Genomic DNA, 19,696 nt, shown 5'->3' on the forward strand with positions numbered 1-19,696 from the left:
ACTGAGGGCCAAATCACCAAGCTCAAGCTCGTCAAGCGTCAGATGTATGGCCGCGGCAAGATCGATCTGTTGGAAGCACGGCTCATTGGTGCACCTTGATGGCCAGCACCAAATCTGCGCCAGAGCCAATTTTGCACGCCGAAACACATCTGTGAGGCGCTCGGTGTGTCTCGCTCAGGCTTCCGTGTCTGGCTCAACCGCTCGAGGATTCGTCAAGCCATTGACAAATTCAGCACAACCTATCGTTTTTGATCATGTAAATTCGTTCCAACTAATCGTTTTTATCTCCAAACTCACGGTGCTATCCCTACGTCAACTCGGCACATAGTCCGAGAGGGAGAGCTCAGCATGAACGAATTGGTCATCGGCCTTGATCACATCGATATCGTGGTCGGAGACACGGAGATCGCCGCGGAATTTTTCGCGAAGCTCGGGTTTTCCGTCGTCAGGCGCCTGGGAGATGGCCGCGGTTCGATCGAGCTGCGTTTTCCGGGATCGGACATCATCCTTGAGCTGACCCCGTCGCTGCGCGCCGACGGCAGCCGCCTGCCCCTCGGGCTCAGGCATATGGCGTTGCGGTGTTCGGATCTGGATGCGGCCGTCAGCGCCTTCACGGCAGCCGGTCTCGCCATTCCAGAAGGCCCGCGTCTTGTCGCCGCCACCGGCCGTCGCGTCGCCAACACCACCATGCCTGACAATCAGGTTTTGCAGTTTACCGAATAGTCCGGAGGAATCCATGCAGGAAAATCAGAAGTCCCTTGTCGTCGTCAGCGCCCATGCAGGCGATTTCGTGTGGCGGGCGGGTGGCGCTATTGCGTTGCATACCAAGACACTGGGCTATCGTGCCGTCGTAGTCTGCCTGACCTGCGGCGAGCGCGGCGAATCGGGCCAACTCTATACCGATGCCAGCGTCACGGCCGAAAAGGTGCGCGAAATCCGCCGCGCCGAGGCGAAGGCCGCGGCCGAGGTGCTGGGCGCCGAAATCCATTTCCTCGACGGCAAGGACTATAATCTGGAGGTCACGCAGGACATGCGTGACCGGACCGTGGATATCCTGCGCGACGTTCAGCCCAACTTCATCCTGACCCATCCCGCTGCGGACCCCTCGAACTGGGACCATGTGAAGGCCTATCAGTTTGCCCTTGAGTGTCGCATGGAGGCGCAGGCGCATGGTCGCCCAGGCGGCCACATCATCGGGGCGCCACAGGTTTATCAGTTCGAGCCACATCAGGTCGAACTCTGCAACTTCGTGCCCGATACGCTGCTCAACATCTCATCGGTCTGGGATCTGAAATGGGAAGCGATGCAGAAAATTCCTGGCCAGTCGAGAATGTGGGCCTATTACAAAAATCTGGCCGAGCAGCGCGGCAACACGGCCGGACGCCGCACCAAGGGCGCACCCATCACCCATGCCGAGGCCTTCGAGAAGGTCTTTCCCACCACCCTGACGGAGCTCTAGTCATGGCGCCAGGATTTCGCATTGTCGACCTCGCGCAGCGGATCGATCCCGCGCTAGTCGATGCCTTCAGGGGCATTGCAACGTCCCATGCCAGCGACAGCATGAACCGCCATACGGGCATGTTCGGTCTCCATCGCTATCACAAGCGGGGCTATCTGGCGGGAACGGCCTTCACCGTGCGCACCAGCCCGGGCGACAACCTGATGATCCACCACGCCATCGACCTCGCCCAGGCCGGCGATGTCATCGTGATCGACGGCGGCGGCTTCCCCAATCAGGCGCTACTGGGTGAGCTGATGGGACGCCAGGCGCAGAAGAAGGGCATTGCCGGCTTCGTTGTCGATGGCGCGATCCGGGACATCGGGTGGTTCGACGACTTTCCTTGCTATGCCCGTAGCAATACCCATCGCGGGCCCTACAAGACCGGCCCCGGCGAAATCAATGTGCCGGTGACCGTGGGCGGACAGGTCGTGATGCCTGGCGACCTAGTGATCGGCGACGAAGATGGAGTGCTGGCAATATCCCGCGCGGATGCGCCAGGCATTCTCGAACTGGCCCGCCAGAAGGCAGCGGCCGAAGAGGTGACACGCAGCCAGATCGAGGGCGAAGGCCAGGATCGCAGCTGGGTGGCCCGCGCCCTCAAGCAGGCCGGCCTGACTTGATTTCAGATTGGCCCCTGCGGCAGGACGAGCCGCAAGGGCCGGAGCATACTGCAAAGGAGGAGAAACAGATGCAGCTTTCAAAATTCGCACTGGCGGGCATCATGCTCTGCGCCAGCACGAGCATGACCCTGGCCCAATACCCCGAACAGCCGATCATCTTCATCCTGCCGGTTTCCGCTGGGGGTGCTACCGATGTGGCCGCCCGCACCTATGCGCCACATCTGGCCCAATGCATCGGCAAAAATGCCACCATCGTGGTCACCAACATGCCCGGCGGCAACAGCGTCGTCGGAATCAGCGCCGTCGCCGCTTCCCCTAAGGATGGCTTGGCCTTCGGTGCCCTCAACATGCCCAATCTGGTCACCACCACCATTACTGCCGAGCGCAGCTACACTGTCGACAGCTTCGACTTTCTGGGCAGTGTCGTCGGTTCCACCTCGGCCTTCTCCGTTGCCACGGGCAGCGACATCCAGACCCTGGCCGATCTGGTGGCCAAGGCAAAGCAAGGCAAGGTCCGCGTCGGCGTCGGCACGATCGGGTCGGACGACCACCTGGCCTTCCTGCGCTTCGGTCGAGCCGCCGGCATATCCTTCGACTTCATTCCCTTCGGTGACGAGGCACGGGCGCGCAACGCCCTTCTGGGTGGCAATGCCGATGTGATCGGCATGTCGGCCAATGCGGCCCTCGCTTTCAAGGACGAAATCCACGTCCTGGGCGCGGCGGCGGAAGAGCGCCTGTCCTATGCGCCAGATATTCCAACCTTCAAGGAACAGGGCTACGATCTGGTTTCGGGGTCCATGCATGCGCTGGGCGTCCCCAAGGGCGTTCCTGAGGACGTCCTGCAAATCCTGCGGGACTGTGTCGACAGTCTTGAAACCAACGAGACGTTCCTGGCCGAGGCGACCGAAAGAAATCTGGCGCTGAAGTTCCTTGACGCCGAAGAACTGGTTTCGGCTATCGAAGCGGAAGATGCCGATTTGCGCGCGATCTGGGAAGATACCCCCTGGCAGCCGCAATAGCGTTCACCGGCCGGGCCCAATCTGCCAGGATTTGGCCCGGCAAACCGTTGCGAGCGAGACCATGAACTTCCGCAATATCATCGGCGCCATCGGCTTTGGTCTGGTAGGTGGCTATGCCTACTACAAGGCCGGGGACTACCAAGTGGGCGGCGCCAACGTGTTTCCCCAGATCGTTGCCGGCGGCATGGTCCTTGGTTCCGTATTGATGCTGCTTGCCGAGGGGCTGAGCCGTACCACCCCAGCCGATCCCGATGAAACGCTCGAAGAGGGGCTCGACGCGCTGGGGGGCAGGATGGTGCTGGCCATCGCCATATCGCTCCTGTTCGTCCTGCTGATCCCGATGATCGGCTTTGCCACGGCGAGTTTCATTCTGATCCTTGCCGGATGCTGGACGTTCGGACTGCGCAACCCCGTCGCCGTGCTGGCCGGGGCTCTCGGCTTCGCAATCGTCGTGCCGTGGGCATTTCAGTATTTCCTCCATATCCGGCTGCCGCCAGAACTGTGGAGCATCGTGCTCGCCGGCTCCTAAGGCGAAAGCCGCGGCTGAAACATGCGTGAAGACGGACTGAAGCGCCGTGCCAATCCGCAGGACAACGAAACGCTGACGCGCGCTGCGCAAGATGGTGCGGCCTATCGAGGAGTGATCCCATGGACATCGTTATCGAGACACTTGGCGCCGTTTTCGCTCTGAAGCCGTTTCTCGCGCTGGTAATGGGCGTCGTTCTGGGCATTTTCATCGGCGCGCTGCCCGGCATCAGCGCGACCATGGGTGTGGCGCTGGTACTGCCCTTCACCTATGGCCTGGACCCCATGTCGGCCCTGGGCCTGCTGGCCGGCATCCACAATGGCGCGTCCCAGGGCGGCGCCATTCCATCCATCCTCCTGCGCATTCCGGGCACGCCGGGCTCGGTCGTCACCACCTGGGACGGCTATCCGCTGGCGCGCAGGGGGGATGCCGGCGCCGCCATTCAGCTGGCTGCGGTGTCCTCGGCTGTCGGCGGCATGATCGGTGCGGCAACGCTCGGCATCGTCGGGCCATCGCTGGCCGCCGTCACCCTGTCCTTTGGTCCGCCAGAAATGTTCTCCATCGCGATCTTCGGCCTGATCTGCGTTTCCGTCCTGATGGGCCCGGATCTGCTCAAGGGACTTCTTGCCGCACTGCTCGGCCTGCTGCTGGCAACGGTCGGCTTCGACGACGTCACCGGCTATGAGCGGTTCAGCTTTGGTATCCCCCAACTGGCGCCAGGTCTGTCCGAACTGGCCGTCATGATCGGTCTGTTTTCGCTGCCTCCGGCGTGGGAGATCGCCCGCAGTTTGGAGGGGAGCGCTCAGCTCGACAGCGTCAAAATCGTCGTTCGCAAGGGCGTCTGGACTGTCCGCCAGGTCTGGCGCAGCTGGGTGCGCGCATCGGCCATCGGCGTAGGCCTGGGCGTGCTGCCTGGCTCTTCAGTAGGCGCCTTCCTCGCCTACGCCGCCGAAAAGGCGGCTTCAAAAGAGCCCGAGACCTTCGGCAAGGGGTCCGTGCAGGGACTGGCCGCCGCCGAGTCGGTCAACAATGCCGACAATGCCGCGGCCATGATACCGGCGCTGACGCTGGGCATACCGGGCAGCGCCATCGCGGCCATGATGCTGGGCGCCTTGGTCATTCAGGGGCTTCAGCCCGGGCCGCAGCTTTTCCGTACGAATCCGACCATCGTCTACGGATATACCCTCCAGATGTTCGTGGGCGCGCTGCTGCTCATCGTTCTGGGCGGCGCCATGGCCAGCAAGGTCTACTCTCAGGTCCTGCGCCTGCCGCAGACCATGATCATGTTCATGGTGATCGCCATGACCGCCCTGGGCGCCTATGCCTCCGCCAACGAGATGTTCCCGGTATGGGTCGCTTTCGGCTTCGGCCTTGTCGGGATCACACTACGGCGGCTGGGTTTCCCGGTGGTGCCGATCATCATAGGCCTGGTTCTGGGCAAGCAGATCGAATTCAACTATCAGGTCTCGACGATGATGGGCGACGGTTCGCCCGCGATCCTGCTGCAACGACCGGTGAGTGCGGCAATCCTGGTCGCCGCGGCCGCGCTATTGCTGTTTCTCGGTGCAAGGCGTATCAGCAAATGGCGCAGCGCGACTTGACCGCATCCATGCCGGGAGCGCTCGACGCACGATGGTCAGGATCGGTGTTGGACACGAAAAAGGTCGATACCGGCGCGGTTCCGGAAACCGCTGCCACTGAAAGCGACGACAGGGTATCCGGCCTGGGGCGGTCGCTGCTGAGCATAAAGCAGATTGAGGCGTTCTACTGGAGCGCTCTGCTTGGTAGTTTTGTCGCCGCTTCCCGGCGCCTCAACACCACGCAATCCAATATTTCGAAGCGCATTCAGGAACTGGAAACGACCCTTGGCATCCTCGCCTTCGATCGCTCCAGAAGAAGCATACGCCTCACCCAGAAGGGTGAAGAGGCGATGCAACTCAGCGAGACGCTGCTCAAGGCACATATGCGGCTGTCAAGTGTCGGCAGCACGGCAAGTCACCTGACTGGGCGTTTCCGCCTCGGCACCACCGAGGCCGTGGCGCTAACCTGGCTGTCCCAGTATCTGTCCGCCACCACCTCGAAATATCCCGGTGTCATCCCCGAGCCGCGCATTGCCACGACACAGGAGCTCAATCTGGCGCTGCAGCGCCGGGAAATCGACCTGCTGATCGGAACGGCAGCGGACATCGATCCCGGTTTCGCCACGGTTACGCTCGCCCATATCGAAAGGGCCGTCATGGCCAGTCCTAAACTTGGACTGAGCGGTCGCCGCCTTACACTGGAGGAACTGGCGCAGGCACCGACCATCAGCCAGACGTCGGACTCGGCTAGCCAAAGGCGCATGCTGCGCCGGATGAGCGACCTGGGCCTCGAACCCAATGTCGTCATCAGCTGCGCCAGTCTCAGCACCCGTGCCCGAATGGCCATAGCCGGGATCGGCATTGCGTATCTTCCCAGGGATGTGTTCAGCGCCGACTTGGCGGCGGGTCGGCTCGAAATCGTCGATACAGATCTCGAACCCATGCCTCTGCACTACGTCGCGGCACACCGCAACGATGCCATAAGCCCAGTCGCCGCGATCTTTGCGCAGGTGGCAACTGAATACTGCAATTTTCGCACCGCCATTTGATACGCCGGCGAAGAGGCGCGGCAGCGACCTTTGCAGGCCCGGCACTGAAATTTCGCGTTTGTGACCTCCGCTCGTATCTGAGGGGAAGATTTGCGCACCTACAGCAACGTAGATAGGCGCTGCAATAGCTGGGAGAATTCTAGGTCCTGTTGACATAAGTCGGCATCCATAGCTTTGCGGCGGCGCGTGCCAGGAAGCCAAGGAATGAGATGGCGGTCTTGTCGTATCGAGTTGCGATGCGCCGGAACTGCTTGAGCTTGTTGAACATGCGCTCGACCCGGTTACGGTCCTTGTAGGCACGGTAGTCGCAGGCGATAGCCTCTTTGCGGTTGGCCTTGGGCGGGATGACCGGCAGAATCCCCTTGAGCAGCAGGCTGGCGCGGACATCGTCGCTGTCGTAGCCCTTGTCGGCCAGCATCAGCCTGGGCTTGGCGACAGGCAAGGCGATCAGGTCATCGATGGCCTTATAGTCGGAGGCTTCGCCGCCAGTGAGGACGAAGCCAAGAGGGCGTCCCTGACCGTCTGCGCGGGCGTGGATTTTGCTCGTAAAGCCGCCGCGGCTTCGACCAAAACCCTCCTTATGAGTCCCCCTTTTGCGCCCGCTGCCTGAGAGTGGCCGCGCACCGTGGTGCTGTCGATCATGTGCTGCCAGTCGTCGGTGAGCCCAAGCTCGACCAGCGTTTCCAGCAAGGCGTCCCAGACCCCTTGCTCTGCCCAGCGGCGGAACCGGACATAGACCGAATTCCACTTGCCATAGCGCTCATGCATGTCGCGCCAGGGGCAGCCGACCCGCAACACATAGAGCATTCCGTTCAGAAAGCGCCGGTTGTCTAGGGCTGGCCGAGACCATCGACCACGCTCGGCCGGCAACAATGCCCCTACCAGCGCCCACTCATCATCAGTCAGATCGCCCCGAGCCAAAACTGCCTCCTCTGAAAGGAAGCCTGATGATGTGGACGCCCCCGCAGAGACCGGCGCTATGTTGTCGGTCAGTCACCCGAAGCAGGAAGAGGAGCGTTTACGATGACGATCACAACGATTGGGCTGGATCTAGCGAAGAGCGTCTTTCAAGCACATTGCGTCGACGAGACCGGTGCTGCGGTTCTGATGAAGAAGCTACACAGGAAACAGATGCTGCCTTTCTTCTCGAAGTTGCCGCCATGCCTGATCGGTGTGGAGGCCTGCGGAACAGCGCACTATTGGGCACGAACGCTCGCCGCAATGGGGCACGAAGTTCGCCTGATTCCGCCTTCCTACGTGAAAGCGTACGTAAAGCGTGGAAAGAGCGACGCGCTGGATGCCGAGGCCATCTGCGAAGCCGTACAGCGGCCAACAATGCGGTTCGTGCCAGTCAAGACGATCGAGCAGCAGGGCATTCTTATGACCCATCGCGCCCGATCCCTTCTCGTTCGGCAACGGACCATGCTCGCCAACGCCCTGCGTGCCCATCTTGCAGAGCTGGGCCACGTTGCCAACCCCGGCATTGGCAACCTCGCCAAGCTGGCCGAGCAGGTGATAGCTGACAGGAATGCCTTGCCATCCTACGCCCGTACGGCGTTTGAGATATTGATCCGCCAGATCATGGCCGTCGGCGCAGAGATTGCGGAACTGGATCAGCAGCTTGCAACTTGGCATACCGAGAGTGAGGCCAGTCGTCGACTTGCCGCGATCCCCGGCCTGGGCGTGATCACGGCAACAGCAATAGCTGCAACCGTTACGGATGCCGATCAGTTCTCTTCAGGCAGGCAGTTCGCCGCATGGCTCGGTTTGACACCGCAACAACACTCAACCGGGGGAAAAACCAGACTTGGCGGGATCTCCAAGCAAGGCGACCGATATCTGCGCCGATTGCTCGTCGTCGGGGCCACCGCAGTCATGCGCCACATCAAGGATAAGCCAACGCCGATGGCGGACTGGATCAGGAAGCTCTCCGAGAAAAAGCCCTTCCGGCTCGTCTCGGTGGCCCTTGCTAACAAACTCGCCCGGATCGCTTGGGTCGTGCTGACCCGCAAGGAGGCATATCACCCTTACGCCCATTTGACCTGATCACCCCAGGTCACCCGAAATGGTAATGGCAGTCGATGATGAGTAACGATCGAGCCAATGGTGAGACCAACCCGTCTGATTCAATGCGCTTCCACGCGCGGCAGCCTGTTTAGGGACCTCACCGGCGGATTTCCATCAGGGCCAGCGGCAGTACGTATGCCGCATAAACAGGCCGGACATATGACAGCAACCGATCAAACCCGCCCCGACAAAATGCCCTTGCCAAGGGGGCGTCCACATATGAATCAGTCAGACAGCGATTTGGGAATCCCTTTTGTCAACACAGCCTAACTGCGCCTGAGTTCGCATGGACGCCATATGTAATCGAGGTGACGATGCGGTCGAGCATAGTGTGATGCCTGACCATCCATCTTTTATGAAAGCAACCGGCACTCTATCGCGTGCGGTAATGATCCATGCGTCGGCAGCTAAAGACTTGTGTCCATAAAAGCATTAATTCGGCGACATGTCGCCAGGAGTTCCTCGGCGACATTTTCCTGTCGAGGCTCCAGGTCTTCAACAACGCCGAAAGCGACGAGGAGCAAAGAGATCTGGCCGAAGGCATCGAAGATGGGCGCAGCGAAGGTCATGACGCCCGGCGTGTATTCTGCCCGGCTGATGGCAAAGCCGCGCTCGCGTGTCCGGCTTATCTCCTCCTGCATTCGCTCGCGCGACATAACACTGGTGGGCGTTCGCTCCAACGGCACCCATTCATCAAGCAGCTTGTCGGACAGGGCTGGCTCGGACCAGGCGAGGCGGACGCGGAACTGGGCCGTCGAATCATGGGCGAAGCGATGGCCGACCGGCACGCTGACCCGGAAGCCCTTGCCCTCGTCCGCCCGGTCTACCACCACGAAGCTGCCATCGGCATCGATGCGGCTGAGCACGCAAGTTGTGTTGATCTGCGCCGAAAGGCGCACGAGCTCGCCATGCAGGAATCCGTTGGTGGAGCCCTGCCGGGCGACCAGCCCCGAGACATCGGTCAATAGGCGCGAGGCCAGGGCATAGACCCGGCGCTGCTCGTCATAAGACACCCAGCCCGCCGCCAGCAACGTCTTCATGATGTTGTGGCAGTGACTCTTGGTCAGGCTTAGTTGGATGGACAGCGTGTGCAGGCTCGCTTCGAGACCGGTCTGACCGTTCAGATACCGAACGATCGCGATCGCCTTGTCCACGGCGGGAACTAGTGAGGTCGTCAATGCCGGTCTCCTATTGCGCAGCAATTCCCAGATTAACCCATGTCTTGACAAGCCCGTCCTTGGGCCTGCATATTATTCACAGAATAACATTCTATATATAGAACAGGAGGAATTCTATGTCCAGATGGTCCAAGATCGGATTGGCGACCGCCGTGGCGCTGAGCGGCACCATGGCGGCGCTGCCGTCCCAGGCGCGCGAGCTCAAGCTCGGCCACACCTATGAAACGAGCCATCCCATGCATATCGCAGCGGGGCATGCGGCCGAGCAATTCGCCGCATGCACTAATGGCGAGCACTCAATTACGATTTATCCGGTGTCCCAGCTCGGCACCGAGAACGCTATGAACGAGCAGGTTCGTTTCGGGGGGATCGATATAATCCTCACCGGGCAGGTGTTTGCCTCGCAGGCCTATCCGCCGCTCGCCATCGGCGCGGCGCCGTTCCTGTTCAACGATCAGGACCATGCTCTGCGCTACATGACCAGCGATGTGTTCAAGGAACTCTGGGATGGTTGGAACCAGGCCTCTGGCGCCAAGATCATGTCGGCTGGCTTCTTCGGCGCTTTTAACATCACCTCGAACACGCCGATAGAGACACCCGATGACATGAAGGGACTCAAGGTGCGCGTGCCTGATACCCCGATCTATCTGGCCTTCCCCAAGGCGGTGGGCGCCAATCCCACGCCCATTCCGTTGCATGAGGTCTATCTCGCCCTGCAGCAGGGCGTGGTCAATGCCTCGGCCAATCCGCTGCACATGACCTATGCAACCAAATTCTACGAAGTGCAGGAATACGCCAATCTCACCGGCCACATGATGGAATACATCCTGTGGGTGGCTGCCTCCTCGACGCTGGATTCCCTCTCGCCGGAGCACCAGGCCTGCCTGCAGCAGAGCGCGGAGGCCTTTGGCATCGAATCCACCGAGGCCATCGTATCGCAGGAACAGGGCCTGCGTGCCGAGATGACGGAAAAGAACCTCATAAATTTCGTGAACCCGGATATCGAAGCGTTCCGTGCAGCGACCGAAGGCGCGGTGGAGGAGCTCTCCAACACGCTCGGTGTTGAAGCGGACACCATAGCCCGCATACGGGCGCTCTGAAGCTGGGAGTGGCGAGCGTGCAGAAAGCTCTCAAGCTGCTGCTCGGCGAGGTGGAGGACGGCATCGGCACGATGCTCGTCCTCGCCACCTTCGCCGTGATGCTGGCGGGCGTGGTCTTCCGCTACGTGTTTAACGACAGCCTGACCTGGTCGGAGGAATTCTCGCGCTACGCGCTGGTGATGATGACCTTTGTCGGCATCGCGACGGGATTTCGCAAGCAGGTGCATATCCGCATCGATGCGCTGCTCAACATGTTTCCGCGCTGGGCGCGTCCGCTCGAGATCTTCGGGCTGGTCGCCTCGATCGCCTTCCTGGGCTTCCTCATCGTGCAGGCGGTGCAATTGTCACGCGTGCTCGGCTCCTCGCGCAGCGCGGCGCTGAACATGCCCATATCCTGGCTCTATATCGCCGTTGCCGCCGCCCTGGTGGTGGGCCTGCTGCGCGCCATCCAGGCGCTCGTGGCGCAATTCAAAGGCGTTTCCGAATGATCGTTCTGTTTGCGGCCCTGGCGCTGCTCCTTTTGGCGGGCGTGCCGGTCTTCGTCGCCATCGGCGGCGCAGCGGCCATCTATATCCTGCTCAACGGCATCAATCCCATCATCGTCATCCAGCAGATGGTGGCCGGACTTGACAGCTTCACCCTACTTGCCGTGCCCTTCTTTATCCTGGCCGCCAACCTGATGAACCGGGCTAACGTCACCGACCGGCTCTACAATTTCGCCCATGCCATGGTCGCCCATTGGCGCGGAGGGCTGGGGCATGTGACCATCTATGGCAGCCTGCTTTTTTCCATGATGAGCGGCACGGCGGTGGCCGATGCGGCGGGGCTGGGCGCCATCCAGCTCAAGGCCATGCGGGCGCGCAACTATCCCGACGGGTTCTCGGTCGGCATCACCGGTATCTCGTCGCTGCTGGGCCCGATCATGCCGCCGAGCCTCGCGTTGGTCGTCTATGGTTTCGTCGCCAATGTCTCGGTTGGCCAGTTGTTCCTGGCCGGCGCGGTTCCTGCCTTCCTCTGCGCGGTGGCCCTGCATCTGTCGGTGATCTATTTTGCCCGCCGCCGCGGCATGCCCACAGAGGCGCGCCGCGGCTGGGCCGAGCGCCTGCGCTCCTTCTGGTTCGCCATTCCGGCGCTGCTGACCCCGGTCATCATCATCGGCGGTATCCTGGCCGGCGTCGCCACCCCCACGGAAGCGGCGGCCATCGCCAGCATCTATGCGCTGTGCCTGGGCGTCTTCGTCTATCGCAGCCTCGACCTCAAGACGATCCTGTCCACCCTGCGCGAAACCTTCGAGACTACGTCGACCCTGATGATCATGGTGGCCGGCTCGATCATCTTCGGCTGGGTGCTGGTCCGCGAGAACGCGGCCCGCGATTTCGCCCTGCTCATGCTGAGCGTGGTGAGCGAGCCCTGGCAGGTCATGGCCATCCTCATCGCCATCCTGCTCGTCGCCGGCATGTTCCTCGACACCATCGCGGTGATCCTCATCGCCGTGCCGATCTTCGCGCCCGTGCTGGCACAGTATCAGATCGACATGGTCCAGTTCGGTATCGTTATGGTGCTCTCACTGATGATCGGCATGACCACGCCGCCCATAGGCATCATCACCTTCGTTATGTCCCGCATATCGGGCATGGGCTACATGGCCACCTTCCGCGCCTGCGCGCCATTTCTGGTGTCGGTAGTTGCGGTGATGCTGCTCGTCGCGGCCGTGCCGCAAGTCGCAACAGCGCTTCCGTCCCTATTCACCCCTTCCTGATCCTTCTCCAACGAATACGGTTTCCCAATGACTAAAGTCGTCGACCTCAGCGTCAGCATCGAAAACAACATGCCCGCGCACAAGAACATGCCGCGCCCGGTCTATCTCGAATGGATGACCCATGAGAGCTCGAGCGCCATGGAGCAGGGCACGCCGGATGACCTGTTCACCTCGGCCATAGAATTCATGGGCTTCGTGAACCATGTGGGCACGCATGTGGACGCCTTCTTCCACACCGACCCGCAGGGTGCGCCCATCGACGAGATGCCGCTCGACATGTTCTTCGGCAAGGCGGTCTGCTTCGATCTCACCCATATCCCCGATCTGGGCGATATCGACGTCGCCGACCTGGAGGAGGCAGAGCGCAAGGTGGGTGTCAAGGTAGACGGCCATATCGTGCTGCTAAATACCGGCCTGCATGCGCGCCACTACCCCAACGACTCTGTGATGTACAACAATCCCGGCCTCACCGCCGCAGCCACTCACTGGCTGGCCGATCGCGGTTCGAAGCTGCATGGCGTCGAAGGACCGTCCTCGGACCGCCCGAACTGGAAGGAATTCCCCAGCCACCGTGTGTGCCGCGACCGCAAGATCACCCATGTGGAATGGCTGTGCAATCTCGAGGCACTGGTGGGCAAGGGCGAGTTCCAGTTCTTCGCGGTCCCGCTGCGTATGTCGCGCGGCTCGGGATCACCCGTGCGCGCCTTCGCCGTGCTCGACTAAGCGCTTCACTCGAAGGCGGTCGCCTTTCGGGCCGTCCTCACGCATTCCGGGAGATTACCACCATGACCTCCGATCCCATCTGGCGCCGGGATGCTACCGGTCTTTCCGATTTATTGGCCTTGGGTGAGATTTCGCCGAGCCAGGTGCTAGACGTCTATCTCGCGCGGATCAAGGCCCTGGAGCCGCGGCTCAATGCCTTTGCGCACCTCGATATCGAGGGCGCCCGTGTTGCGGCCGCGTCGGCCGACGAACGGCAGCAGCGCGGGGAGCGGCTCGGGCCGCTCGACGGCATCCCGGTCGTCATCAAGGACAATCTCTATGTCGCCGGGCAGCCGGCGAGTTGGGGCAGCCATCTCTTTGCCGACTTCGTTCCCGAGCAGGACGATATCTGCGTCGCGCGCCTACGCGCCGCCGGCGCGGTGATTATCGGCAAGACCAATACGCCCGAATTCGCGCTTTCGGGTCATACCACCAGCCCGCGCTTCGGCACCACGCGCAGCCCCTGGGATACCTCCCTCACCCCAGGCGGCTCCAGCGGCGGCGCCGCCGCCGCCGTGTCGGCCGGACTGGTGCCAGTGGCCATCGGCACAGATGCAGGCGGTTCGATCCGCACCCCTGCCGCCTATACGGGACTGCTGGGGCTGCGGCCGGCCAATGGCCGGGTGCCGCGGCGCCACGGCTTCCCGCCGATGGCCATCGACTTTCAGGCCATCGGTCTGCTTGCCCGCACTACGCGCGATATCGCGCTATTGCTCGATGTCATGGGCGGGTCCGATCCGCGCGATCCGGTGTCCATGCTGGTGCCGCCCATGGCGGACGTACCGCGCGCAGCGCTGCGCATCGGTTGGTTCGACCAAGTTGGGGACGAGCGTTCCGACCCGGAGGTCGCCGCTTCATTGGCGGCGGTGCTGGAGCAGATCGGCGGGCTTGGCCACGCGGTGCGGCAGGTTTCCCCACCTTTCGATCTGGCGCAATTACGCTCCGTCTGGCCCCTGCTAAGCGCCGCCGGTGTAGCCCGGGTGGCGCGGCGCGATCCGCAATGGCGCGAGAAACTCTCTCCGGCTATGGCGGAGCTCGCCGAAAAAGGCCTCGCCCTGCCTGCCGCAGATTATGTCGATGCCTTGGACCGCCTGCAGACTTTCCGGGCCGATGCTTCGGCGCAATGGGGTGAATACGACCTGCTGGTGACGCCGACCACACCAGCGCCAGCTTGGCCGGTGGATCAGGATGCGCCGGCCCTCATTGGCGGTCGTCCTGGAAATGGAGATACGCAGGGCATGTTCTGCGGGTGGGTCAATGCAATGGGTTTCGCCGGGCTTTCGATGCCGGGACCGGCCCATTCGGATGGGCGACCAATTGGTATTCAGCTTGTCGCCCGTCCCCCGGGGGACCGACTGATTGTCAGAATGGCCGCAGATTTGGAACGCCTTACGGCGTGGCACGACTGCTGGCCAGCGCTTGCAATGTCGGTTTAGGTGAGGAAGGGGTCGTTTGCGGGGGAGGGCGAAATCCTACGCTAAGCCGAGGACGCACTTTTTGTCTCCCGCGGAGGTGCCATGATTGACGTGCCCCCGCCAATTCGGACCATTCTGAGCTGGAATTTTCCAGTTATGATCCCTGACCGGGAGATGGAGAGTTCCGATGAAGGCATCGAAGTTTTCTGAGGCGCAGATCGCGTTCGTCCTGAAGCAGGCCGAGGACGGTACGGCAGTGGGTGAGGTCTGCCGCAAGGCGGGGATTGCCGAAGCCACGTTCTACAACTGGCGTAAACGCTATGCCGGGCTAATGCCCTCGGAGGTGAAGCGATTGCGTCAGCTCGAGGAAGAGAACGGCAAGCTGAAGCGCCTGGTCGCCGATCTCAGCCTGGACAAAGCCATGCTGCAGGACGTCTTGGCAAAAAAGCTCTGAAGCCTGCCCGCCGGCGCCAGCTTGTCGATGTGGTGAGGGAGACCTGGAAGGTGTCGGTGCGTCGGGCCTGCGAAGCCCTGCGGATTGATCGCTCCCTCTACACCTACAAGTCCAAGCGCGGCGAGCAGGCCGACCTTAAGCTCAGGATCAAAGAGATCTGCGAGACCCGGGTCCGATACGGGTATCGGCGTGTGCATGTCCTCTTGCTTCGGGAAGGGTGGCCAATCAACATGAAGCGAACCCGTAGGCTTTACAACGAGTTGGGACTACAGCTGCGCAACAAAACACCAAAGCGACGGGTGAAGGCCAAGCTCAGGGAGGACCGAACGGATGCCACCCATTCCAACCAGATCTGGGCGATGGACTTCGTGCATGACCAGTTGGCCACCGGCCGGAAGCTGCGCATCCTGACCATCGTCGATACCCATTCCCGCTACGCGCCGGCCACCGATCCGCGGTTCAGCTACCGTGGTGAAGATGTTGTGCAAACGCTTGAGCGGGTCTGCCAGGAGGTGGGTTATCCGAAGATGATCCGGGTGGACAACGTCCTATGTCAGGAGGCGAAACTGAAGATCGGGCAGCAGGTCTCGGTACGGGAGTTTGCACCCGCTGTCTGGTCATCGTCAATCCAGGCGGCTTCCACCGGCATGGAGGAGCTCTCTGCCATAACAAACAAAGGGTCCAGCGGACGCGCCGTGGCCCTGACCGTCCTTAAAACGAGATGCAGATCCAGATGGAAGACCCAAGCATTATCTACAGGGTCGCGCTTTGCGCCCTCACGGCAGCACGGAGAGGGGTTCTCCCACCTGGCACCGGCCCCTCAAAGTAGGGACGGTAATCGGAACCGCTTTTGACGACGGCGTGGACGACACGGGCCATCTTGGCAGTAATAGCGGTGAGCGCCTTGCGTCGCAGATCCGGGTTGTCCCGATCGCGAGCGATGTAGCGCTCGAACTTTTCGCGGAAGCCATTCTCCCGCTGGCGGATGGCCACCTGGGCAGCGAGCCACAGCGTGCGGCGCAGCCGGGCATTGCCATACTTGGAAAGCATGGTGCGGCCGCGGAAGGTGCCTGACTGGTGCGTGGACAGGTCCAGGCCGCAGAACTTGAGGAACTGGCGGTGATGGCCGAAGCGACGGATGTCGCCAGCCTCGGCGATGATGGACAATGCATTGATTGGTCCAATTCCGGGGATCTTGCGCAGGTGCTGATAATCTGCGCTCTGCGCCAACATGGTGTCTGCCATCTTCTCAACCACATCGCGTTGTCGGATCAGGCTGCGTACTTCGGCCAGCACCATGCGGAACATGGTGATCGCCGACGAATCGAGCGGGATGGGCAGCGCGATTGAGGTGCTGGCCGCCTGGTAGATATCGGCCAGGAGCGTCGCCTTCGATACCTTGCGACCCACCACTTTCCAAGAAGCCTCGATGAACGCCGCCTGGTCCATCGCGGTAATGCTGGCAGGGGTGGGGAACAACTCTAGGAAAGCAAAGAACCAGTCACTGCGGCTGTTTTGGCGGAAGCGCTCGATCTCAGGAAAATAGAGTGGGAGGTAGTGAGTCTGGACCCGGAGCAAGATCTCGGTCTTGGAACGCGAGATCGCTTCATGGGTCTTGGATAGTTCCTGCACGTCATTGATCCCGGCCGCCAGCGGGTCGTGATAGTGCTGGGTGGCGCCGATCCGCAGCATGTGCAGGATCACCTGAGCATCCTTGGGGTCATTCTTGTCCCAGCTGTTGTGCAAGGCCTCCCGCGTGCGGGCGGCCGCCATTGATGATACCAACCGTACATCGAACCCCGCCTGGATCAGCCGCCAGGCGATGGGCCGATGATAGTTTCCAGTAGCCTCAAAACCGCAGATCACCGTCTTGCCAGTCTCGGCCAGCAAGCCAATCAGACGATCATGGTCATGGCGGGTGTTGAGAATCGAGAGTTTGCGGCGGCGTTGCCGGTCAGGAAACTCAATGAGAACTTCGTTGCGTGCCTTGGCGATATCGATCGCTACCAGCACGGCGCCCAATGGCGTAATCTGCTTGGTGGTCATGGTCGGTCAGTCTCCAAAACGAGGCGTTGAACACCTCCACTTTAGAGACCTGCTAGCCGGCCATGGCCACGCAAAGCGGCGCGCCTGCGCAACCCTGGCCAGCTCCGCCGCGCCGCTTCCCGATGTGTTACGGCAGCGCATTGCCATTGCCACCGCGCTTATTTCCAATCCCAAGCTCATAATCCTTGACGAGCCGGTGTCGGCGCTTGATGTGTCGATCCGATCCCAGATCATGAACCTGTTCAAAGATATCCAGGAGGAGTTCGGCGTTAGTTACCTGCTTGTTGCGCACGATTTGGCCACTACGCGCTATCTCGCAGATGCTGTTGCGGTAATGTATCTCGGTCGCATCGTGGAGTATGGGCCTTCCGAGGAGATATTCTCCAATCCGCAGCATCCCTACACGCAGGCGTTGTTTTCTGCTGCATTGCCCAGCGAGCCAGGCCGCCAAAATGACGAGATCATTCTCGAAGGGGAAATGCCCTCGCCACTAAATCCGCCCTCCGGCTGTCCTTTCCATCCACGCTGCCACAGGAAGATCGGGGCCATATGCGAGGACGAGCGACCAAGCTACCATGCTGTTGGCCAAAGCACATTCGCGGCCTGCCACCTTCTTCACAGCAACGGCATAGCTGCGCCCGATGCCGCAAACTGTTGATTGTCGACAAAATTTGCCCTTGGGATTGTTATCGCTAGCCATAGCAAGGGATGACTTCTCAAAGTCAGAAGCGATCCTTGTCTCCGCGTTCGATGTGAATGTACCCGAGCTCGTGGTGGGCCGCGCCACCACCGACGATTTCCCGTCCATGATCTGATCCAAGCTAACAAAGAAACTGGGGGATTGATTGCAGGCGGCAAAACTCCGTCTCGTGCGCACATTTGCCAACGGTGTCGACAAGGGCATGGCCGCCGAAAAATGCGATCATCCCCCGTTGGTCAAGTGAGCAAACGGAAGGGCAGATCACACACCTGAAGCTTGCCAATCGGCAAATTTACGGGCGCGGGCAGCTCGACCTGCTGCAGGCACGGTTGATCGGAGCTGCATAGCGTTGGCTTCAGCAAATATGCGTCAGAGACAAATTTGGTCCGGTATTAAAGAGCTTGTCGCCAGAAGCCGTCCGTCCGCAAGCGGCCCCATTTTTGTCATTGGCCAAGCGAGTTGGAATGTTAGGGTGGCGGCCCAAAAGCTGCCGCTCATCGGTCCAAGAGAAGCAAAATTTCCCAGCAATTACAGTGCCCATCTATCTCGCAGCGGGTGCGCCATTACTGTTCCAACCTGCGAACTTTCCCCTGTAGCGACGCTGCCGCGGTGTGGCCGGGCCGTGGTTTGCGGCAGATGGGTATTTACCCGAGTGGGCGCTCATATCTGCGGGCGTATTGGAAACTGCGGGAAGATAGCGGTTACGCCGTTGCCGTGAGTTATCGTGATCACGTCGAGTATGACACGGGCGTGCCGGTTTCACCGGGCGTTTGGTCGACCGTGGACAGATGGCAGACCTTGCGCCGATTTCTGGTGTGGCGGGATCCTGGCCTGAAATTTACGGCTGTCCGGTCGCTTGGAGGGCAAGGCTTCTTGGCAATGCCTGGATCGAAGTTGCTATGGGGCGGGCAAGGTGGTGCGCGGGTCAACCGGTACGCCATCGTGTGCGGCTGAGGCCTTGATGGCGTCCCATAGCCGGGCGAACTGCACGCCATTGGCGACGGTGGACGGGTTTTCCAGGGTGCCGCTGCGCACGGCCAGAAAGGTCTGCATCGGCGTGGCGCGCGTTTCCTGCGTCTCGCGTTGCCCGGCGACGCCATCGCGGGAAATCTGCCGCCAGCCGCCCCAGGCGTCGATGGCAACAATGGCCTGCGAATAGAAGAAGGTGATGGACGAGGCACATCCATCCGGGCCTTCGCCGGCCGCATTGAGGGTCACGAGGGCGCCGTTTTCAAGCCGACCGGCCACGGCCGCCGCCAGATCCACCGCGATACCGCGATTGTCCATATAGGCCGAGAGGCGGGTGAAGGGGCTGTCAGCCAGGATGCAGACCGTGTTCATCATATGCGCGCCGGTATCGAACATGAAGCCACCGCCCGAAATCTCCGGCACCTGCTTCCAGTTGCCGGCATAGCTGTCTTTCCAACCCTCCCAAATGGTGGCCGAGACGCTGACCAGCTCGCCGAACTCACCGGCCTGTGCCCGTCGGCGGGTGTCGTGCACCAAAGGTGACAATCCGCCCTGAAAGGCGATGACGACGGTCTTGCCGGTGCGGGCCTGTTCCGCCTGCAGCGCCAGTGCCTCAGGCACGGTAGTCACCATCGGCTTTTCCAGCAACAGGTCGAGCCCAGCGGCCAACACAGCCAGCGCGTTCCCGGCATGAAAGGCGTGTGGGGTCGAGACATAGACCGCGTCGAGGTGTCCCGCCTCGGCGGCCAGCATGGCCTCGGCGCTCTCATAGGCGCGCGGCGCCGCGGCACCGGCGGCCACGCAGGTGGCGGCGAACCGGTCGCGGGAGATTTCACTGACTTCTGCCATGGCGTCGATGGAGACCTCAGCCATGCCTGCCCAGCTTCGTGCATAGTCCGCCGCCTTGAGGCCTGCTCCGATCACGCCCAGTCTAAGCATCGTTTCCTCCTC

17 protein-coding genes and 2 pseudogenes are annotated in these 19,696 nt (G+C 61.4%); 15 read left to right on the forward strand and 4 right to left on the reverse strand.

What is annotated here, in order from left to right:
- The first annotated feature begins 348 nt into the window (after positions 1–348).
- The 7 genes from DDE76_RS01890 to DDE76_RS19465 all read left to right on the forward strand — a co-directional run bounded on the left by DDE76_RS01890 (position 349) and on the right by DDE76_RS19465 (position 6,295).
- Entirely contained in the window at positions 349–723 is a 375-nt protein-coding gene (locus DDE76_RS01890; RefSeq protein WP_104893361.1) for a VOC family protein, read from the forward strand.
- Positions 724–736: 13 nt separating this feature from the next.
- Complete coding sequence (locus DDE76_RS01895; RefSeq protein WP_104893362.1) at positions 737–1,459, forward strand: PIG-L deacetylase family protein; 723 nt, start codon at positions 737–739, stop codon at positions 1,457–1,459.
- A gap of 2 nt (positions 1,460–1,461) precedes the next feature.
- A complete protein-coding gene (locus DDE76_RS01900) occupies positions 1,462–2,121 on the forward strand; it encodes an RraA family protein (protein WP_104893363.1) in 660 nt (219 codons plus the stop codon).
- 68 nt (positions 2,122–2,189) lie between these two features.
- Positions 2,190–3,140: a tripartite tricarboxylate transporter substrate binding protein gene (locus tag DDE76_RS01905; protein WP_104893364.1), complete on the forward strand. Its 951-nt coding sequence runs from the start codon at positions 2,190–2,192 to the stop codon at positions 3,138–3,140.
- Between the two features lie 61 nt (positions 3,141–3,201).
- On the forward strand, positions 3,202–3,669 hold the full coding sequence (locus DDE76_RS01910; protein WP_157955624.1) for a tripartite tricarboxylate transporter TctB family protein: 468 nt from the start codon (positions 3,202–3,204) through the stop codon (positions 3,667–3,669).
- A gap of 119 nt (positions 3,670–3,788) precedes the next feature.
- Positions 3,789–5,267: a tripartite tricarboxylate transporter permease gene (locus DDE76_RS01915; protein WP_104893366.1), complete on the forward strand. Its 1,479-nt coding sequence runs from the start codon at positions 3,789–3,791 to the stop codon at positions 5,265–5,267.
- On the forward strand, positions 5,249–6,295 hold the full coding sequence (locus DDE76_RS19465; RefSeq protein ID WP_158672405.1) for a LysR family transcriptional regulator: 1,047 nt from the start codon (positions 5,249–5,251) through the stop codon (positions 6,293–6,295). Before DDE76_RS01915 ends, DDE76_RS19465 begins: the two co-directional genes overlap by 19 nt.
- 139 nt (positions 6,296–6,434) lie before the next feature.
- On the opposite strand, the pseudogene DDE76_RS01930 reads toward DDE76_RS19465, so the two are convergent.
- Positions 6,435–7,216 (reverse strand): annotated as a pseudogene (locus DDE76_RS01930) (IS5 family transposase).
- Positions 7,217–7,318: 102 nt separating this feature from the next.
- Here DDE76_RS01930 and DDE76_RS01935 point away from each other — a divergent pair.
- Positions 7,319–8,341, forward strand: coding sequence for an IS110 family RNA-guided transposase (locus DDE76_RS01935; RefSeq protein ID WP_104893367.1), 1,023 nt, complete (start codon positions 7,319–7,321; stop codon positions 8,339–8,341).
- A 428-nt stretch (positions 8,342–8,769) separates the two neighbouring features.
- Here DDE76_RS01935 and DDE76_RS01940 read toward each other — a convergent pair whose 3' ends face one another.
- Entirely contained in the window at positions 8,770–9,516 is a 747-nt protein-coding gene (locus tag DDE76_RS01940; protein WP_158672406.1) for an IclR family transcriptional regulator, read from the reverse strand.
- 140 nt (positions 9,517–9,656) lie between these two features.
- Here DDE76_RS01940 and DDE76_RS01945 point away from each other — a divergent pair, with 140 nt between their 5' ends.
- The 6 genes and pseudogenes from DDE76_RS01945 to DDE76_RS19880 form a co-directional block, all read left to right on the forward strand.
- Positions 9,657–10,640: a DctP family TRAP transporter solute-binding subunit gene (locus DDE76_RS01945; protein ID WP_104893369.1), complete on the forward strand. Its 984-nt coding sequence runs from the start codon at positions 9,657–9,659 to the stop codon at positions 10,638–10,640.
- A gap of 17 nt (positions 10,641–10,657) precedes the next feature.
- The gene (locus DDE76_RS01950) at positions 10,658–11,128 is read left to right on the forward strand and encodes a TRAP transporter small permease (protein ID WP_157955626.1); all 471 of its coding nucleotides are present in this window, start codon (positions 10,658–10,660) and stop codon (positions 11,126–11,128) included.
- Positions 11,125–12,399 carry a TRAP transporter large permease gene (locus DDE76_RS01955; protein WP_104893371.1) on the forward strand — a complete coding sequence of 425 codons (1,275 nt, stop codon included), beginning with the start codon at positions 11,125–11,127 and terminating at the stop codon, positions 12,397–12,399. The genes DDE76_RS01950 and DDE76_RS01955 overlap by 4 nt, the downstream gene beginning before the upstream one ends.
- A 27-nt stretch (positions 12,400–12,426) precedes the next feature.
- Positions 12,427–13,122, forward strand: coding sequence for a cyclase family protein (locus DDE76_RS01960; protein WP_104893372.1), 696 nt, complete (start codon positions 12,427–12,429; stop codon positions 13,120–13,122).
- A gap of 62 nt (positions 13,123–13,184) precedes the next feature.
- Entirely contained in the window at positions 13,185–14,597 is a 1,413-nt protein-coding gene (locus tag DDE76_RS01965; protein ID WP_104893373.1) for an amidase, read from the forward strand.
- 166 nt (positions 14,598–14,763) lie between these two features.
- A pseudogene (locus DDE76_RS19880) lies at positions 14,764–15,572 on the forward strand (IS3 family transposase); the annotation flags it as partial.
- 211 nt (positions 15,573–15,783) lie between these two features.
- Here the strand turns inward: DDE76_RS19880 and DDE76_RS01975 are convergent.
- On the reverse strand, positions 15,784–17,076 hold the full coding sequence (locus DDE76_RS01975) for an IS110 family RNA-guided transposase (protein ID WP_104893374.1): 1,293 nt from the start codon (positions 17,074–17,076) through the stop codon (positions 15,784–15,786).
- Here DDE76_RS01975 and DDE76_RS01980 point away from each other — a divergent pair.
- The gene (locus DDE76_RS01980) at positions 17,075–17,734 is read left to right on the forward strand and encodes an oligopeptide/dipeptide ABC transporter ATP-binding protein (RefSeq protein WP_245891782.1); all 660 of its coding nucleotides are present in this window, start codon (positions 17,075–17,077) and stop codon (positions 17,732–17,734) included. The two genes, DDE76_RS01975 and DDE76_RS01980, sit on opposite strands and share 2 nt — an antisense overlap.
- 939 nt (positions 17,735–18,673) lie before the next feature.
- Here DDE76_RS01980 and DDE76_RS01985 read toward each other — a convergent pair.
- Positions 18,674–19,684, reverse strand: a complete 1,011-nt coding sequence (locus tag DDE76_RS01985; protein ID WP_104893375.1) for a Gfo/Idh/MocA family protein — start codon at positions 19,682–19,684, stop codon at positions 18,674–18,676.
- Positions 19,685–19,696: the final 12 nt, after the last annotated feature.

Source organism: Devosia indica (assembly GCF_003056405.1).
In the GTDB taxonomy this organism is placed as follows: domain Bacteria; phylum Pseudomonadota; class Alphaproteobacteria; order Rhizobiales; family Devosiaceae; genus Devosia; species Devosia indica.

Bases quoted from the DNA above. Each gene is read 5' to 3' on its own strand.
- DDE76_RS01975 (WP_104893374.1), bottom strand. From the start codon at position 17,076: ATGACCACCAAGCAGATTACGCCATTGGGCGCCGTGCTGGTAGCGATC.
- DDE76_RS01960 (WP_104893372.1), top strand. From the start codon at position 12,427: ATGACTAAAGTCGTCGACCTCAGCGTCAGCATCGAAAACAACATGCCC.
- DDE76_RS01980 (WP_245891782.1), top strand. From the start codon at position 17,075: ATGGTCGGTCAGTCTCCAAAACGAGGCGTTGAACACCTCCACTTTAGA.
- DDE76_RS19465 (WP_158672405.1), top strand. From the start codon at position 5,249: ATGGCGCAGCGCGACTTGACCGCATCCATGCCGGGAGCGCTCGACGCA.
- DDE76_RS01910 (WP_157955624.1), top strand. From the start codon at position 3,202: ATGAACTTCCGCAATATCATCGGCGCCATCGGCTTTGGTCTGGTAGGT.
- DDE76_RS01935 (WP_104893367.1), top strand. From the start codon at position 7,319: ATGACGATCACAACGATTGGGCTGGATCTAGCGAAGAGCGTCTTTCAA.
- DDE76_RS01890 (WP_104893361.1), top strand. From the start codon at position 349: ATGAACGAATTGGTCATCGGCCTTGATCACATCGATATCGTGGTCGGA.
- DDE76_RS01915 (WP_104893366.1), top strand. From the start codon at position 3,789: ATGGACATCGTTATCGAGACACTTGGCGCCGTTTTCGCTCTGAAGCCG.
- DDE76_RS01965 (WP_104893373.1), top strand. From the start codon at position 13,185: ATGACCTCCGATCCCATCTGGCGCCGGGATGCTACCGGTCTTTCCGAT.
- DDE76_RS01945 (WP_104893369.1), top strand. From the start codon at position 9,657: ATGTCCAGATGGTCCAAGATCGGATTGGCGACCGCCGTGGCGCTGAGC.
- DDE76_RS01900 (WP_104893363.1), top strand. From the start codon at position 1,462: ATGGCGCCAGGATTTCGCATTGTCGACCTCGCGCAGCGGATCGATCCC.
- DDE76_RS01905 (WP_104893364.1), top strand. From the start codon at position 2,190: ATGCAGCTTTCAAAATTCGCACTGGCGGGCATCATGCTCTGCGCCAGC.
- DDE76_RS01985 (WP_104893375.1), bottom strand. From the start codon at position 19,684: ATGCTTAGACTGGGCGTGATCGGAGCAGGCCTCAAGGCGGCGGACTAT.
- DDE76_RS01895 (WP_104893362.1), top strand. From the start codon at position 737: ATGCAGGAAAATCAGAAGTCCCTTGTCGTCGTCAGCGCCCATGCAGGC.
- DDE76_RS01955 (WP_104893371.1), top strand. From the start codon at position 11,125: ATGATCGTTCTGTTTGCGGCCCTGGCGCTGCTCCTTTTGGCGGGCGTG.